Source organism: Pseudomonas sp. Q1-7, from assembly GCF_028010285.1.
GTDB lineage: Bacteria > Pseudomonadota > Gammaproteobacteria > Pseudomonadales > Pseudomonadaceae > Metapseudomonas.
This window is the reverse complement of sequence record NZ_CP116304.1, coordinates 5,037,205-5,053,560: the sequence shown is the minus strand read 5'-3', so window position 1 is coordinate 5,053,560 and position 16,356 is coordinate 5,037,205. Positions and strand designations below refer to the sequence as shown.

12 protein-coding genes are annotated in these 16,356 nt (G+C 67.7%); 3 read left to right on the top strand and 9 right to left on the bottom strand.

The genetic code is table 11. From position 1 onward, the window contains the following. From PJW05_RS23410 to PJW05_RS23395, 4 genes are all read right to left on the bottom strand, one after another. Entirely contained in the window at positions 1-516 is a 516-nt protein-coding gene (locus PJW05_RS23410) for a cytochrome b (protein WP_271409321.1), read from the bottom strand. Between the two features lie 61 nt (positions 517-577). Beyond that, a complete protein-coding gene (gene gbpA / locus PJW05_RS23405; RefSeq protein WP_271409320.1) occupies positions 578-2,083 on the bottom strand; it encodes an N-acetylglucosamine-binding protein GbpA in 1,506 nt (501 codons plus the stop codon). Positions 2,084-2,289: 206 nt separating this feature from the next. Further along, positions 2,290-5,856 carry an ATP-binding protein gene (locus PJW05_RS23400; RefSeq protein ID WP_271409319.1) on the bottom strand — a complete coding sequence of 1,189 codons (3,567 nt, stop codon included), beginning with the start codon at positions 5,854-5,856 and terminating at the stop codon, positions 2,290-2,292. 50 nt (positions 5,857-5,906) lie between these two features. Next, the gene (locus PJW05_RS23395) at positions 5,907-6,548 is read right to left on the bottom strand and encodes a response regulator transcription factor (RefSeq protein ID WP_271412290.1); all 642 of its coding nucleotides are present in this window, start codon (positions 6,546-6,548) and stop codon (positions 5,907-5,909) included. Positions 6,549-6,898: 350 nt separating this feature from the next. Between PJW05_RS23395 and PJW05_RS23390 the strand changes: the two genes are divergently transcribed. Both PJW05_RS23390 and PJW05_RS23385 read left to right on the top strand, forming a co-directional pair. Further along, entirely contained in the window at positions 6,899-9,058 is a 2,160-nt protein-coding gene (locus tag PJW05_RS23390) for a TonB-dependent receptor (protein ID WP_271409318.1), read from the top strand. Positions 9,059-9,065: 7 nt separating this feature from the next. After that, positions 9,066-10,553, top strand: a complete 1,488-nt coding sequence (locus tag PJW05_RS23385) for a PepSY domain-containing protein (RefSeq protein ID WP_271409317.1) — start codon at positions 9,066-9,068, stop codon at positions 10,551-10,553. A gap of 22 nt (positions 10,554-10,575) precedes the next feature. Here the strand turns inward: PJW05_RS23385 and PJW05_RS23380 are convergent, their stop codons facing one another. The 5 genes from PJW05_RS23380 to PJW05_RS23360 all read right to left on the bottom strand — a co-directional run bounded on the left by PJW05_RS23380 (position 10,576) and on the right by PJW05_RS23360 (position 13,937). Next, complete coding sequence (locus tag PJW05_RS23380; RefSeq protein WP_271409316.1) at positions 10,576-11,526, bottom strand: adenosine deaminase; 951 nt, start codon at positions 11,524-11,526, stop codon at positions 10,576-10,578. A 407-nt stretch (positions 11,527-11,933) separates the two neighbouring features. Further along, positions 11,934-12,236: an XRE family transcriptional regulator gene (locus PJW05_RS23375; RefSeq protein WP_271409315.1), complete on the bottom strand. Its 303-nt coding sequence runs from the start codon at positions 12,234-12,236 to the stop codon at positions 11,934-11,936. Between the two features lie 7 nt (positions 12,237-12,243). Next, entirely contained in the window at positions 12,244-12,585 is a 342-nt protein-coding gene (locus PJW05_RS23370; RefSeq protein WP_271409314.1) for a type II toxin-antitoxin system RelE/ParE family toxin, read from the bottom strand. A gap of 99 nt (positions 12,586-12,684) precedes the next feature. After that, complete coding sequence (locus tag PJW05_RS23365; RefSeq protein ID WP_271409313.1) at positions 12,685-13,269, bottom strand: IMPACT family protein; 585 nt, start codon at positions 13,267-13,269, stop codon at positions 12,685-12,687. Then, positions 13,269-13,937 carry a TetR/AcrR family transcriptional regulator gene (locus tag PJW05_RS23360; RefSeq protein ID WP_271409312.1) on the bottom strand — a complete coding sequence of 223 codons (669 nt, stop codon included), beginning with the start codon at positions 13,935-13,937 and terminating at the stop codon, positions 13,269-13,271. Before PJW05_RS23360 ends, PJW05_RS23365 begins: the two co-directional genes overlap by 1 nt. Before the next feature lie 503 nt (positions 13,938-14,440). On the opposite strand from PJW05_RS23360, the gene PJW05_RS23355 reads away from it, so the two are divergent. Continuing rightward, positions 14,441-16,348: a YncE family protein gene (locus PJW05_RS23355; RefSeq protein WP_271409311.1), complete on the top strand. Its 1,908-nt coding sequence runs from the start codon at positions 14,441-14,443 to the stop codon at positions 16,346-16,348. Positions 16,349-16,356 lie beyond the last annotated feature (8 nt).

The following is a 16,356-nucleotide window of genomic DNA, read 5'->3' as shown; positions in this document are numbered from 1 at the left end:
TCACGCCACCATGCGCTTGAGCACGTTGCGGCCGCTCAGTTGGTGGATCACCACCGCCAGGATGTGACCGGCCACCAGCAAGGCGAGTGCCGCGCAGCTATAGCGATGGACAAGGTTGAAGAACTCGATGAGCACCGGCTCGTCGAAGGGCTGGGGGAACACCACCAGATCGAACACGCTGATCGGGCGATCCATCATCAGCACACCCGTCAGCAGCACCACGGCGATGCTCACGTAGAGCGCCAGGTGGCCGGCCTGGGCCAGCAGGTGCGCGGCCTGGCTGCCATGCAGCGTATCGTGCGGCGCGGGGTGGGCCAGGGCGTAGTACAGGCGCAGGCCGAACAGTGGGATCAGCAGGGTGGTGAGCGAAACGTTGACGAAGGCGATGGCGTCGTGGACGGCCTCGGGCAGGTCCGCCAGGGCATTGACGAAGCCGCTGACGGTGGCCCAGATGATGACCACGGCGAAGCACCAGTGCAGTGCGCGGCGTGGCTTCGAGTAGGGTTGGAGAGTCATGGCGATTCCCTGAAACGAACGTGGCGCCGAAGCGCCACGTTCTTTCTGGCTGCGTTAAGGGTTACTTGCGGATCCAGGCGTCTTGCCAGTTGGAGCCGACACCCGGCTCGTAGTGGTTGGCGCCCGCGCTCCACTGGATGCAGTAGCCGCTGTACGGGAACGGCTTGCACTCGTAGGTGTTGCCGTCCTTCGCCAGGACCTTGGTGCCGGCCTTGTAGCTCTTCAGGCCATCGGGGAAGACGAAGTCGTAGTCGCCGTTGCCGCCTTCGCCGCCGCCGTTGTCCTCGGCTTCCAGGGTGAAGTGGTGGGTCTGCTGCAGCAGCTCGCCTTTCTCCGGCTTGGCCACGACCACCAGGTCGTAACCGCCTTCGGTCATGCCGCGCAGCGGCATGTGGAAGTGCGGGGTGTTATTGCCGGCCTGGCCCTGCTGGTAGGCAACGCTCTCGCCCTTGCCGTTGAACACGGTGGCGTCGATGGTGTACTTGCCGCCCTGGGCGATGGCGTTGAAGTGCAGGTCGGCGGCGCCGTCCTTCAGGGTGTAGCTGTCCTGCAGGCCGGTGAGGCTCAGTTCGCCCGGAACGCTCGGCTGCTCCTTCTGGATTTCCACGCGTACGACATCGCTGTCGGCCTTGGTGTAGACGTTGTTGGTGCCGTAGTTCGGAACCACTTCACCGTCGGCGTTCAGCTGGCCCATCTGGTAGCCGGCGTTGGCCTGGTTGGCTTTCTGCGCCAGCAGGAAGGGCCAGGTGTTGGCCTGGGCCTGTTCGGCGGTGTCGATGCTCAGCAGTGTCTGGCGACCGGCCTGCTCGCCGGCGTTGGTGAAGACGCGGGTCATCACTTTGTCGCCGATCTGCAGCTGCTCGGGCTGGACCGCACCGATGATGTTCCACTCCGGAGCCGGGGCGCCGTCGTTGTCGATGTTCACGTCGATGGCCTGGTAGAAGGTGGCGGCGGTGTCGCCGATCTTCCAGGTGGCGAGGATCACGTGGTAGCCGCTGCGGTCGGCGGGGATGTTCACCTTGTGCTTGGTGTTGCTGCCGGATTCCGGACGCTTGCCGCCGGCATCTTCATGCAGCAGGGGGGTGAGCTCGAAGGAATCGCGGGTCAGCGGCTGGTTCGGGTTCCAGTCCTTCTTGGTGATGTAGAACTGGTAATAGGCCGAGGAGTGACCGGCGGTGTACTTCCAGGCGAACTCGTTCATGCCCGGCTTGATGGTGGTCTTCTGCCAGCGGGTGGCGGACTGCTCGTTCAGCTGAGCGAAGTTGGCGATACCGCCTGCGGCGATGGTGCCGTCGGCCGGGCCGCAGCTGCGGAAGTCATCGGCGCAGTAGGCACCGTTGTGGTGGTGGTTGACGCCGGGTGCGTACTCGATGCTCTGCGGCTCGTAAGTGACGGAACCGCAGTCCTTGTTCAGGCTGCCGCCGCTGGCCGAGCACATGAGGGCGCGGGATTTCGGGCTTTCGACATAGCCGTGGGAAAAGGCTTGCTGGCTGGCCAGGGCGGTCAGACCGATGGCGATGGCCAGCGGCAGTTTGCGCAGGCTCCGGGTACGGGTGGAGAGGATCATTGCTTTACCTTGCAGTGAGTTTGAAATTTGGGTTTGCGCCTTGGATGCCAGGGGAGAGCGGTGCGGGAGGCCGTTCGCCCTTGGCGTCCAGGGCCAGTGCAGAATGCCGAGCGGCGGCCGGTCGTCCCATTGGACGAGTACGAAAGGGCGAGGCGGGTGGCGGTGGTGGGACGGACCCGCCAGGCGGCGGGTCCGTCGTGTGGCGGTCAGCGCTGGGCGAGTCGCGCCTCGATGTCGCGCAGCAAGCCGTCGAGGGTGTCCAGCAGGCGCGCCTGCTGTTCGTGCAGGGCGGCGGGGCCCTGTTCCATGGCCACCTGCAGGTCGGTGCAGGCGCGCATCAGGCCTGGCGCGTCGATGGTGCAGGCAAGGCCGCCCAAGCGGTGCACCCGTTGGCCGATGGCCTGCGGATTGTTCACCGGCAGGGGAGCGAGCAAGCTGTTGCGCTCCTGCAGCAGGTTGCCGCGCAGTTCGCCGAGCAGTCGCGCCAGCAAGGCGGGGTCGGCGCCCTGCAGGCCTTCGAGGTGGGACAGGTCGAAGCCCGCGGCGGCGGCCTGCGGCAGCGGGGCGTCGCCCAGGACCTCGTCCAGCCGGGCCAGGGTCACCGGCTTGATCATCAGTTCGTCCATGCCGGCTGCGTGGCAGCGGGCCGCTTCGTCGGCCAGCGCGCTGGCGGTGTAGCCGATGATGCGTCGCGGTTCGAGGCCCTGTGTCCGCTCTTGCGCCCGCACGGCGCGGGCCAGGGCGTAGCCGTCCATGCCGGGCATGTTGCAGTCGCTGATCAGCACGTCGAAGTCGCCGTCTTCCCAGGCTTGCAGGGCGGCCTCGCCGCTGCAGACGAAGGTGCCCTGGTGGCCGAGGCTGGCCAGCTGTTGCTGCAGGACCAGGCCGTTGGTGGACACGTCGTCGACGATCAGGACCTTGAGCGCGCTGGCGGCTGGCGTCGCTCTTTGCTCGGTGAGGGCAGGCTGGGCGGCGTCGTCCGGGGCCTGTTCGAGGGGAATTTCGAAGCTGACGCGGCAGCCCTGGCCGGGGTCGCTGTCCAGCCAGATGCGCCCACCCATCAGCTCCACCAGCCGGTGGCAGATGTTCAGGCCGAGGCCGGAACCACCGTACAGGTGAGCCACCTCGGCGTGGGCCTGCAGGTACGGCTCGAAGATGCGCGGCTGGATATCCCGGGGAATGCCGATGCCGCTGTCGCTCACCTGGAAGGTCAACAGGCTTTGGCCAGGCTCCGTCTCGCGCTCGGTCACACCCAGGGTCACGTGGCCCCGGGCAGTGAACTTCAGCGCGTTGCCCAGCAGGTTGTGCAGCACCTGACGCAGTTTCAGCGGGTCCAGCCGGTAGCGGCGATCAGTGGCCAGCGGGTAGTCCAGTTCGAGCGCGAGACCCTTTTCCCGTGCCTGGGCGGCGAACAGCTCCAGGCTGCCCCGCAGCAGCGGTTCCAGTGACGTGGGCTGGGGGGCCAGTTGCATCTGCCCGGTCTCGATCTTGTCCAGGTCGAGGATGTTGCCGATCAGGTCGATCATCGAATGCGCCGACTGCTGGGCGATGCGCAGGTTCTCCGAGGTTCGGCCAGGGCCGGCGGTTTCCAGTTCCAGCAGGCCGACCAGGGCGTTCAGCGGCGTGCGCAATTCGTGGCTCATGGTGGCGAGGAACTTGCCTTTTGCCGCGCTGGCTTCCAGGGCCGTCTGCCGGGCTTCGCGCAACTGGTCCTCCAGTTGCTTGCGGTCGCTGATGTCGATCCAGCCGCCGAGCAGGCCCTGCAGCTTGCCGCGTGCGCTGTAGAAGGGCACCAGCCACTGGTAGAGGTCATGCCGCTGACCGCGCACTTCGATGCAGCAGTCGAGGAAGCGCGGCTGGCGGTCCTCCAGCAGGCACGCATACGCCTGCTGGAGTTCCAGCGCCTGGCTGTGGGGTTCCATGCCCTGCTCCAGTGGCGTGGTGCCGCGCAGCTCTTCCAGGGAGCTGCCGAAGAACTGCTCGTAGGCGCGGTTGCAGGTGCTCAGTCGGCCCTCCAGGTCACGCACGTAGAGCGGCGTCGGCAGGCCGTTGAGCAGGGAGAACTGGAAGGCCAACTGGTCGCTCAACTGGTTCTGCGCGATGCGGCGCTGGCGCACCTGGTGGCGCAGGCGCCAGTTCCACAGCATTGACAGCCCGGCAATGACCAGCACCAGCAGCGCCGACTGCCAGAACCAGCCGGGCAGGCTGTCCCACAGGCTCCTTTCGTGGCGCGTATCGGCCAGCAGCCGGAGTCGGTTGCCGGTTTCTCCGGGCAGTTCCAGGGAGTTCTGCAGTTTGTTGAGGATGCCCAGCAGCTCCGGGCTCCCCGGGCTGATGACGAACATCTGCGGCTGGGGCATGGCCTCGATCCGCTGGCCGGCGCGCAGCCCGTGGCTGCTCAGCCAGCGCCGGTGGCGATCGGCGCCCTGGGGCGTCGCCAGGGACGCATCGGCGCGGCCGTTCGCCAGCAGTTGCAGCGACTCTTCGATGGTATCGGTGTGCACCAGTTCGATGTCCGGATAGCGTTGCTCGACGTAGGCGCGCAACGGGTGGTTGCCCGGCAACACCAGGCGGCGCCCGTGCATGGCTTCCAGGGAGCTGGGCGAGCTGGCCTGCTCGCGAACGATGAAGGTCCAGCTCTGCACGCTGAAGGGGTCGGTGGTGGCCATGCCGCGCCACGCTACGGCGTCCGCCAGCAGGCTGGTGGCGACCTGGGCCCGGTCCTGTTCCAGCCACTCCCGGTCGAGCGCCGGGGACTGGCTGTCGAGGATGTCCAGGCGCAGTGCGAAGGCATCGGTCAGGCTGCGCAGGATGTTCACGCTGAGGCCCGTCCACTGGCCGTCACGGGTTCGGTAGAGGTAAGGCGGCAACTCCTGGGCGATCAGCGTGAGGCTGTCGTGCCGTGCCAGCCAGTCGCGCTCGCGGGGGGTGAGGGCGAAGGGGCCGGTCGGCGCGAAGAGGCCGCCGGAGCGGGTCCAGCGATCGCGGATCGCGTCGCGCCGCTCCGGCGGCGTGGTGGCCAGCACATGGTCGATCAGCGCCAGCAGCGTGCGGTTGTCGTCTCGCGTGGCGAAGGCAAATCCCGGTGACGGCAGGTTGGCGGCGAACTTGTTCTGCAGGCCCAGGTGCGGGTGGGCGCGCATCTCGAAACCGGCCCGCAGGGTGTCGCCGATGAAAGCATCCACGCGGCCCTCGGCCAGGCGCCGAAGGCCCTCGGCGGTGCTGCGCACCGTCTCGACCTCGGCGTGGGGGAAAGCGTGGCGCGCGGCGCCGAGACTGGCGTAATGGTCGAGCAGGGCGACGCGCTTGCCGTTGAGGTCCGGCGACAGGCTGTTGTCATCGCCACGGCCGACGATGATGGGCTCGTTGTCCAGGTACGGGAGGCTGCCGGCCAGCCCCGGCTGATCCAGCTCGAAGCCGGTGGCGCGCGTCAGGATGTCGATCTCCCCGGTGCGCAGCCCCTCGATGGCGTCTTCCACCGAGGTATAGGGCACTTCTTCGAGGGGCAGGTCGAGGAAGTCGCTGATCACGTCGAGGTAGTCGCGGGTAATGCCATCCAGGCCATCGTTGCCCCGGCTCGCCGGGATCGTCGGCGAGGGGAGGATCTGGCTGACCCGCAGCGGGTGGGCCGGCAGTGCCTGGCGCATGTCCACCAGTTCGGCAAGGGTCGGGAGTCGCGGCGCGGACGCATCGTCGCACCGGGCGACCGGCACCAGGCCCAGCATCAGGCACAGGCCGGCCAGGCGTGGCAAGCGGAGAAGTATGGGGAGCATGGACGGTTCCTGGTGGCGGAGTCGATCGCTCCGCCGACATGGGGGCTGGCTCAGGCCAGGCCGTTTTCCTGGATGTAGAGGTAAAGCCCGGCGTTGGTGTCCAGGCCGAGCTTGCGCATCGCACTGCTCTTCTGCGCGCTGATGGTCTGCTTGCTGCGGGCCAGGCGCTCGGCGATTTCGCCGACGGCCAGGCCACTGCCGTACAGGCGCAGCACTTCCACTTCCCGTGGCGACAGCGCTTCCAATTGGGCCAACGGCTTGCCGGAACCGGCCTCGACGGTATCCATCAGGTGCCGCAAGGAGGGCGACAGGAAAGGCCGGCGGCCGTTGGCGCGGATGGCCTTGGGCAGGTCCGCCAGCATGCCGCGCTTGCTGACCACCCCGCGGACGCCCAGCTTGAGCAGCGCGGCGATCATCGCCGGATTGTCGAGCATGGTGACGACGATGATCGCCAGTTGCGGGTAGCGACGGCGCACCAGGTCGATCAGGCGCAGCCCATCGGACTGGGCGCCGCCCGGCATCATCAGGTCGGTGATGAGCACGTCGCAGCGGTGTTGCTCGAGTTGGCTCAGAAGACCGTCGGGGTCCTCGGCCTGGCCGACGATGTCCAGGTCCGGGTTCGCGCTGAGCATGTAGCGCATGCCGATCAGGGTGATCGGGTGGTCATCGACAATGACGATTCGGGTCTGCATGGGGGCCTCGGTATCCATCGAGAAAAGGTCCTTGCTACAGCCATGGGAGCGTCCGGCGCGTTCGTGCCGGGGCGTCATGCAAGGGATACGGCGGCCATCTTAAGGGCGGCTCCGCGCCTGCCCGCCGTACATCGAGGTGTGCTTACTTGTCTCTAGGAAATTTCCTACAGATGGCCTTCTAGCCCCGTGCCATCAGGCGCTCACATTGCCCGCCGGCGGCGCATTTTCGTACTTGCCCTATGGGGGCGTGGCGCTCCTTCGCCGAGCATTGCCCGGCTCCTAAATCGTCGTTGTCCGGCCGCCACTTGCCCGACTCGATGATCCGTTCCAGCCATCCAGGACCATCCCCCATGAGCAAGACCTTCGCCCGGTTGCCGGGCGCGGCACTTCTTTGCGCGCTGGCGCTTCCCGCTTTGGGCGAGGAGGCCCTGTACCTGCCCGAGCAGGTCGTCACCGACTCCGTCCTGGCGCTTCCCGAAGGGCTCGACCTCGGCGCCGTCAGCGACACAGGCTCGCGCCTCGGCCTCAGCCTGCGCGAGACCCCGGCTTCGGTCACCGTGGTCGACCGCGACGCCATCGAGCGGCGCGGCGCCCGCAACACCCGGGAAATGCTCGACGGCGTGCCCGGCGTCAACGCCAGCTCGCCGCCGGGCATGGGCAACGCCGTGACCTGGCGCGGCTTCGGTGGGGCCCAGATCGGCCAGCTGTTCAACGGCATCGGCCTGCATTACGACGCCATCGCCGCGCGTCCGGTGGACGGCTGGATCTACGACCGCGTCGAAGCCATAGGCGGAGCCTCGGGCTTCCTCAACGGAGCCGGCGCGGTGGGCGGCGCCTTGAACTACGTGACCAAGCTGCCCAAGCGCGGCGAATCCTTCCGCGAGGCGCGCCTGCGCTATGGCTCGCAGGACAGCCGCGAACTGGCCCTGGGCTTCAACCAGGGGCTGAACGAACACCTGGTGGCGCGCCTGGATTTCAGCCACAGCCGCGCCGACAGCGCGGTCGATCGCGAGCGTCGCGAGGCCTTCACCAGCGCCTTCTCCCTGCTGGCCGACATCAACGATCGGCTCAGCCACACCCTGGCCCTGGAGTACCAGGAAGAGCGGGTCGACACACCCTACTGGGGAACGCCGACCCTGAACGGCAGCGGCGGGACCCTGAAGGTCGACCGTGACGATCGCTTGCGCAACTTCAACGTCGACGACAGCTTCTATCAGCAACGCGTGCGCTGGCTGCGCTCGATCACCGAGTACCAGCTCGACGAGCGCACCCAGTGGCGTAACACCCTGTACCACTACAACGCCAGCCGCAGCTTCCAGAACCTGGAGAACTACGCCTACAACGCCGACAACAGCGCCGTGATCCGCTCCGGCGCCCTGCTCCAGCGGCATGAGCAGGAGGTCAACGGCAACCGCTTCGAACTGCGCCGCGAGGACAGCCTGTTCGGCCTGGACAGCCGCTGGCTGGTGGGCCTGGACTACAGCCACAACGCGCAGACGCGCTATCCGCGCTCGCTGCCGGGCGTGGTGGACGAGGTGACGCCCGGCGGCTTCGAACCGGGCGGGTTCTGGGACATACCAGGCATGCAGCGTGGCTACCAGCGCGACCGCAGCAACCAGGTGGACGACTGGGGGCTGTTCTTCGAGCACCACCTGCAACTGACCGAGCGCCTGGCGGTGCTCAGCGGCCTGCGCCATGAGCGGATCGGCCTGGAGGTGACCAACCACCGCACCGTGACTGCCGACAACCCGGCCTCCTTCTCCCACGACTACCGGGCCACCACCGGGCGCCTGGGCCTGGTCTACGCCCTCAGCCCGGCGAGCAACCTGTATGTGCAATACAGCACCGCCGCGGACCCGCCGGCGGGCATGCTCAGCACCGCGACCCCCGGCCAGGTGCAGGACTTCGACCTGACCCGTGGCAGCCAGTGGGAAGTCGGCGTGAAGACCGAGCTGGCGGATGGACGCGGTGCCGCCAGCCTCGCCCTGTACCAGATCGAGCGGCGCAACCTGGCCACCACCGACCCGCTGAATCCCGGGCAGAGCCTGGCGGTGGGGCAGCAGTACAGCCGTGGCCTGGAACTGGCCGGGTCGATGCGGATCACCCCGCGCCTGCTGGCCGAAGGCAGCTTCGCCTACACCGACGCCTGGTACGGCGACTTCAGCGAGACGGTCAGCGGCGCCAGCGTTTCCCACAAGGGCAACACGCCGAGCAATACCCCCGCGCGCGTCGCCAACCTCTGGCTGACCTATGACCTGACGCCGGATTGGCAGGTGGGCGTCGATGCCCGTCACGTCGGCTCGGTCTACGCCGATGCGGCCAACCGCCTCGAAGCCCCCGGCTACACCCTCTACGGTGCCTTCGCCCGGGTCCGCCTGGATGCCGACACCCGTCTGGAAGCGCGGGTGCGCAACCTCACCGACGAGGTCTACGCCCAACGCGCGATGCCCACCATGCTTTACCTGGGCGCGCCGCGCAGCGTCGAGCTGAGCCTGGAAACCCGCTTCTGAGCCGCCCATGAAACGTTATCTCTACCTCTGGCACCGCTGGCTGGGCATCGGCCTGTGCCTGCTCATGGCGCTCTGGTTCGTCTCCGGTCTGGTCATGCTCTACGTCGGCTACCCCAAGTTGACGCCCCGCGAGCACCTCGCGCGGCTGCCGGTGCTCAGCGCCGAAGGCTGCTGCGTGAACCTTGCCGAGGCCCTGGCGGCCTCCGGGCGGAGCGAGGCACCCACGGCGATCCGTCTCACCAGCCTGGCCGGCCAGCCGCATTACCTGCTGGCCTACGCCCAAGGGCCCGGTGTCGCCGTGCAGGCGCGCAGTGGCCGTGCGGTAACGGTCGTGGACGAGGCCTTCGCCCTGGCCTCGGCCGGCCAGTTCAGTCCCGCGCCGGCACGCTACCTGGACCGGGTCGATGAAGATGCCTGGAGCCATTCCCGCAGCCTGGATGCGGACCGGCCCTTGCTGCGGGTGCAACTGGACGGCGACGAAGGCCGCCTGCTCTACCTGTCCGGCCAGACCGGCGCCGTGGTGCGCGATGCCACGGCGCACGAGCGTGCCTGGAACTGGCTGGGCGCCTGGCTGCACTGGCTCTACCCGTTGCGTGGCGGCGCCCTGGACGGCGCCTGGTCGCCGCTGCTCATCGGCCTGTCCCTGGCCGCCACCCTGATGACCTTGCTGGGCCTGGTGGTGGGTGTCCTGCGCTGGCGCTTCAGCAAGCCTTATCGCAGCGGCTCGCGCAGCCCCTATCGCGGCGTGGCGCGCTGGCACCATTTGGGCGGTCTGCTGTTCGGCGGCCTGGCCCTGGCCTGGATCTTCAGCGGCCTGCTGTCGATGAATCCCTGCCGGCTCTTCGACCATCCTCGGCCGCTGTCCCTGGCCGCCTGGCAGGGCGGCGACCTGCAGCCCGACGCCTTCCCCCTGGAAGCCGGGGCCGCGCTGGCGCAGCTGCGGCGCGTCGGCTTCCAGGCTCGCGAACTGGAGTGGCGGATGCTGGCGGGAGAGGGCTACTTGGTGGCGCGCGACGGTGCCGGCAACCTGCGGGTGCTGCAGGGCGACGGTCGCGTGCGTATCGGGCTGGAGGAACAGCGCCTGTGGCGGACCCTGGCCGCATCGTGGCCCGCCGAACTGGTCGGCATCGAGCGGCTGGAGGCGCATGACAGCTACTACTACGGCCGTGCCGAACAGAGCATGAGCGGCCACCTCGACCGGCCCCTGCCGATCCTGCGGGTGCATCTGGAGGACCCGGCGCGCACCTGGCTGCATATCGACCCGCGCAGCGGCGTGGTGCTGGAACGCCTCGATGAACGCCAGCGCGTCTACCGCTGGGTGTTCAAGCTGCTGCACAGCTGGGACTGGCCGCCCCTGCTGGCGCAGGGCGCGCTGCGCGACGGGCTGATGATCGCCGGCAGCCTGGGCGGCTTGCTGATCTGCCTGAGCGGCGTGGTGCTGGGCTGGCGACGGCTGGGCGGGGGACGGAAGACCGCCAGGCCCCGGCGCGGATGAGCCCCGCGGCCAGGGCGCCCGCTCACTTGACCAGTCGTGCGTCCAGGCTGTTCTGCGCCAGGCGCCTGGCCTGGTCCTCGGTCATGCCCAGGTGCTCGTGCAGGGCGGCGAAGTTCTCGGTGACGTAGCCGCCGAAATAGGCCGGGTCATCGGAATTCACCGTCACCTTCACGCCGCGCTCCAGCATCTCGAGGATGTTGTGCTGGCGCATGTGGTCGAACACGCAGAGCTTGATGTTGGACAGCGGGCAGACGGTGAGCGGAATCTGCTCGTCGATGATGCGCCGCATCAGGCGCTCGTCCTCGATGGCACGCACGCCGTGGTCGATGCGCTCGATCTTGAGCAGGTCCAGGGCCTCCCAGATGTATTCCGGCGGACCTTCCTCGCCGGCATGGGCGACGGTGAGGAAGTCTTCCGCGCGGGCGCGGTCGAACACCCGCTGGAACTTGCTTGGCGGATGGCCCTTCTCCGAACTGTCGAGGCCGACGGCGATGAAGGCGTCGCGGTAGGGCAGGGCCTGGTCGAGGGTCTTCTGTGCCTCTTCCTCGGACAGGTGGCGGAGGAAGCTGAGGATCAGCCCGGAACGGATGCCCAGTTGCTCGCGGCCGTCCTCCAGGGCCTGGCGGATGCCGGCCAGCACCACCTCGAAGGGAATGCCCCGGTCGGTGTGGGTCTGCGGGTCGAAGAAGGGCTCGGTGTGAATCACGTTCTGCGCCTTGCAGCGCTGCAGGTAGGCCCAGGTCAGGTCGTAGAAATCCTGCTCGGTGCGCAGCACGTCGGCGCCGGCGTAGTAGAGGTCGAGGAATTCCTGGAGGTTGTTGAAGGCATACGCCTTGCGCAGGGTTTCCACGTCGGCCCAGGGCAGCGCCACCTTGTTGCGCTCGGCCAGGGCGAACAGCAGTTCGGGCTCCAGGGAGCCTTCCAGGTGCAGGTGCAGCTCGGCCTTGGGCAGCGAATTCAGCCAGTCGTACATGGTGGTGTTCTCGTGATCAGGCGGGGTGGTCGGAAGTTTAACCGGCCGGACAGGAATCTGCCGGTCGGGCGTGTAGCGGCGCGCGGGATGCGCTTCTGGTCGTTTTTTGATCGTCTCCGCGCAGGCGGCGTCGCAGCTGGGCCGCAACGGATATTCCCAAGCTTATCCACAGCCTTTTCCCCGCTGGAGGTGGACAAGCTCAGGCCCATTTGCCGCCGCCGCTGCCCGTTCGAGGAAAACGGGAAAGCCGCCGCAAATCAGTTGTTTACCCTCGGGACGAGGGATGACCTGGCGATTGCGCAAAAAGCGAACAATTCTCGCTAAGCCGCGCCGCAGTGGCCTTGCAGCGAAAAGCCCACGAGTTATCCACAGTGGGCTCCACAGAAATTGTGGGTGGTAGGGGCGGATCAGCGGGTGGGGGTGTCGCCCGCGGGCAGCAGGCGGATTTCCACGCGACGGCCCAAGGCCTGGGCGGCGGCGGCCAGCGTGGCGAGGGTCATGCTGCCGTCGTTCTGGTCGAGCGCTCTGTCGAGGGCCGAGCGACTGGTGTGCATGCGTTCGGCGAGGGCTTTCTTGCTGAGGTGCTGTTCCTTCATCGCCTGTTCGATCTGCCAGGCGATCACGCGCTTGAGTGCGGCGGCGGATACCTCTTCGGCGAGGCCCTGCTCCGTGAGGAAATCGTCGAAATCGGAACCTAAGTGCTTGCTCATGCTGACCTCAGAGGCGTGCTTTGCGTTGCTTGGCGGTTTTCAGGTCGACCGATGGAGTCTTCTGGCTCTTCTTTATGAAACCGTGCAACAAGACCATCTCAGAGCCCACCAGCGTGAAGATCACGCGGGCGATGCCATCGGGCAAGGTACTTCTGACCTCCCAGAGGCCATTGTCCAGTTTGCGCACCACGGGCATGCCGATCGGCCACCCCAGTTGCACGGTCTTGATGTCCGTCCCGATCAGGCGTCTGGCTTCGCGTGTCATTTCGGTGAGCCAATCTCTGACGGGTTCGCTCCCCGCTTCCGTGCGGAAGAACCTGACGTTAAGTATCACCGGCAGATTTCCCATGTTGCATTCATCCCTGCAGCATGGCGACGGAGTGTACCTATTTTGGTGCTGGCGGCAATGGCATGAGTCGAAACCGGATCGGGCGGGAGCGATCTGCGGTTACAGCCGCTTTACCCCCAAGCGCCCCCGGCTGATGTCCCGCAGCAGGCGCTCCAGGTCGGCGATCCGGCCTTCCGGCAGGGCCAGCACCAGCTCTGCGCCTTCGGCATCGTAGACCTCGTTTTCCAGCAGGGCCTCGAACTCGCCCAGGCGGGCCTTCAGCAGTGGCAGTTCGGCGAAGCCGGGGTGGCAACTGATGCGGCTGCGCGCCACCAGCTCCACCCGCGCGCCGCCTTGCAGGCATTTGGCGGCGCTGCCGCCGTAGGCACGGGCGAGGCCGCCGGTGCCGAGCTGGATGCCGCCGTAATAGCGGATCACCAGCACCGCCACCTGGTCGCAGTCCTGGCCCTCGATGGCGGCGAGGATCGGCCGCCCGGCGGTGCCGCCGGGCTCGCCGTCGTCATTGAACCGGTACTGGTTGCCCAGCTTCCAGGCCCAGCAGTTGTGGGACGCGCCGGGTTCGGACAGGCGGGCGATGAAGGCCTGGGCCTCCTCGGCGCTGGCCACGGGCGCGGCGTGGGCGATGAAGCGGCTCTTCTTGATCTCCTCGCGGTATTCGGCGGGAGCGGACAGGGTGTAAGGCATCAGGCGGTCGCGGGCGGCGTCAGGCCGCAGCCCTTGAGAATGATCTGGATGAGGTTCTGCGTGGCCGCTTCGAAATCGTCCTTGGTCAGGCGCTTGCGGCCGGTGACGCGGCAGATCTGGGTGTTGAAGTCGGCGTAGTGCTGGGTGCTGCCCCAGAGCAGGAAAATCAGGTTCACCGGGTCCACCGGGTCCATCTTGCCGGCGGCGATCCAGGCTTCGAACACCGCTGCGCGGCCCTTGAACCAGGTGCGGTAGTCCTGATCGAAGTGGGCCTCCAGGCAACCGCCGCCGCTGATCACCTCCATGGCGAAGATCTTCGAGGCCAGCGGCTGGCGACGGGAGAACTCCATCTTGGCGCGGATATAGCGGGCCAGGGCTTCGGCCGGGTCGTCCTCGGCGGTGAGGGTGTTGAAGGTGCTGTCCCAGAGTTCCAGGTGATTGCTCAGCACCGCGATGTACAGCCCCAGCTTGTTGCTGAAGTAGTAGTGCAGGTTGGCCTTGGGCAACCCGGCGCGCACGGCGATGGTGTTCATGCTGGTGCCCTTGAAGCCGTGGCGGGCGAACTCCTCTTCGGCGGCGGCGAGTATCAGCTCTTCGTTTTTCTGTCGGATGCGGCCGGCGGGTTTTGCCGAAGGGGTCGGGCTGTGGGCGGGCACCAGTGAGGTCATGGGCTTCCTGATTCTTGTGGGGGTTGGCGACCTGCACTGATACCCCAGCTCGGCCTGTCCGACAAGCCGAAAACTGTTGCGCCGGTCAGGTTATCCGCCGTTTTGTCGGGACTGCACGGGTCGCCACGGTGGCACATTCTTCGCGAGTGAATTCCCTTCCATGTCCCAGGGTGGAACCGGTCGGGGGCGGAGCGACCGAAGTTGCTTCTGCAGGCCAGACCGTCGGGGACAGCTCCCACAGGTTGGTCCGCAGGGTGGCGTGGAGCGAAGCGATGCCCATCGTACGCCCGCTTCCATGACCCCGAAAATCGCAGGCGCGGTCCGGCCTGCGATTTCTTTTTCCGGGCATTGCGCGGTTTCCCCACAACAGGGGAATTGGGTGGGGAATCGCCGTTTCACCCACCTTCCTGACGGCGCAACTCGCTGAAACCAATGGTCTTTTCCCTATGGCACAGGCATTGCTCGCGCATCCGGGCAAGGTCCGGAAAGGGGAGGGATGCCAGGTGAATGCCCTACAGAAAGCGTCGAGCCTGCTGCTGCTGAGTGGCCTGCTGGCCGTCCAGGCCCAGGCCGAACAGGCGGCCGGGACCACCCAGCGGCTGGTGCGCGATGGCGTGGCCATCGAATTCGAGGCCCGCCCCCTGGGTAGCGACGGGGTGCTGACCGAAGGCCTGTTCGCCGATATCCGCCTGCGCCTCACCGACGCCACCACCGGCCAGCCGCTGGCCGGGCAGGTGCCGGGGGCCTGGCTCGACCAGGCGTTGTCCGACGGTGGGGCGGAGCAGTGCAAGGCGCGCATCGGCACCTACCTCAAGGGGGTGCTCAGCGCGCGGCCGCTGGTGGACCTGAACAGCTACTACCTGGTGGTGATGAACAAGGACTCCGCCCTCACCGTGATCGACCCGGTGACCTCGGTGGGCGGCATCACCAGCACCCTGACCCGCGTCGCCCTCAAGCGCCCGCCCATGGACTGGGCCGCCAGCGCCGACGACCGCCTGCTCTACGTCTCCATGCCCAGCGCCGGCGAGGTGGCGGTGGTGGACACCGGCGAATTCAAGGTGCTCGGCAACCTGCCCGCCGGGCCCGAGCCGGTGCGCGTGGCGCTGCAGCCCGACGGCCGCTACCTCTGGGTCGGCAACAACGCCCGGCGCGGCGAGGCCGGCGGCGTCACCGTGATCGACACCCAGACCCGCGAGACCGTGGCCACCCTCGCCACCGGCGGCGGCCACCACGAGATCGCCTTCAGCGCCGACTCGCGGCATGCCTTCGTCAGCAGCCGCGAGGCCGGTCGGGTGACGGTGGTGGATGTCGCCAGCCTGAAGAAGGTGAAGGACATCGAGACCGGGCCGAGCCCGCTGTCGCTGGCCGTGTCGCCGCTCTCTGGCGCCCTCTACGTCAGCGATGGCAAGGCGGGCAGCATCACCGTGATCGACGCCCGCAGTCTTGCGGTGCGCAAGGTGATCGAGGCCGGCCCGGGGCTGGGCCCGCTGCGCTTCACCCAGGACGGCCGCTTCGGCCTGGCGCTGAACAGCCTGCACGACCAGGCGCTGGTGCTGGATGCCGGCAGCGACGAAATCGTCCAGCGCGCCGAGGTCACCGCCGAGCCCTACCAACTGGTGTTCACCCGTGACTACGCCTACGTGCGCGGCCTGGCCTCGCCCAAGGTGAGCATGATCAACCTGGAGTCCCTGGGCCGGGGCAAGTCGCTCATCGTCCAGGCCTTCGAGGCCGGCCCGGCGGCGCCCAAGCTGGCCGGCGACCTGCCGCTGGCCGACGGCCTCGCCCAGGCCCGCGACGAAGGCGCGGTGTTCGTGGTCAACCCGGTGGACAACACCACCTATTTCTACATGGAAGGCATGAACGCCCCCATGACCGGCTACCTCAACCGTGGCCATACCTCCCGCGCCGCGCGGGTCGTCGACCGCAGCATGCGCGAGGTGGAGCCGGGCGTCTTCAGCAGCCGCATCAAGCTGCCGGCGCCGGGCACGTTCGACCTGGCGGTGATGCTCAACCAGCCGCAGATCGCCCATTGCTTCAGTGCCGAGGTACAGCCCAACAAGGCCCTGACCGCCCAGCGCGGCAAGCCGCGGGTGGAGTTCCTCATCGAACAGCCGCGGGTGACCGTCGGCGAAACCACCCAGGCCCGCTTCCGCATCGTCCAGGGTAGCGCCGGCGAACCCAGGGCCGGCATCGCCGACCTGCGCGTGCGCTACTTCCAGGCGCCGGCCTCGCGCCCCCGCGAGGTGGCAGCGGTGGATGTGGGTGGCGGCATCTACGAAGCGCCGCTGGCCCTGGACAAGGCCGGCGCCTACTACCTGCACGTGGGCTCCGCCTCCCTGGGCATGCCCTTCGGTTCGCAACCCTATGCCAGCCTGCGCGCCGTGCCGGCCCAGGCCGGCACCACCCCCTGAGGAGCACG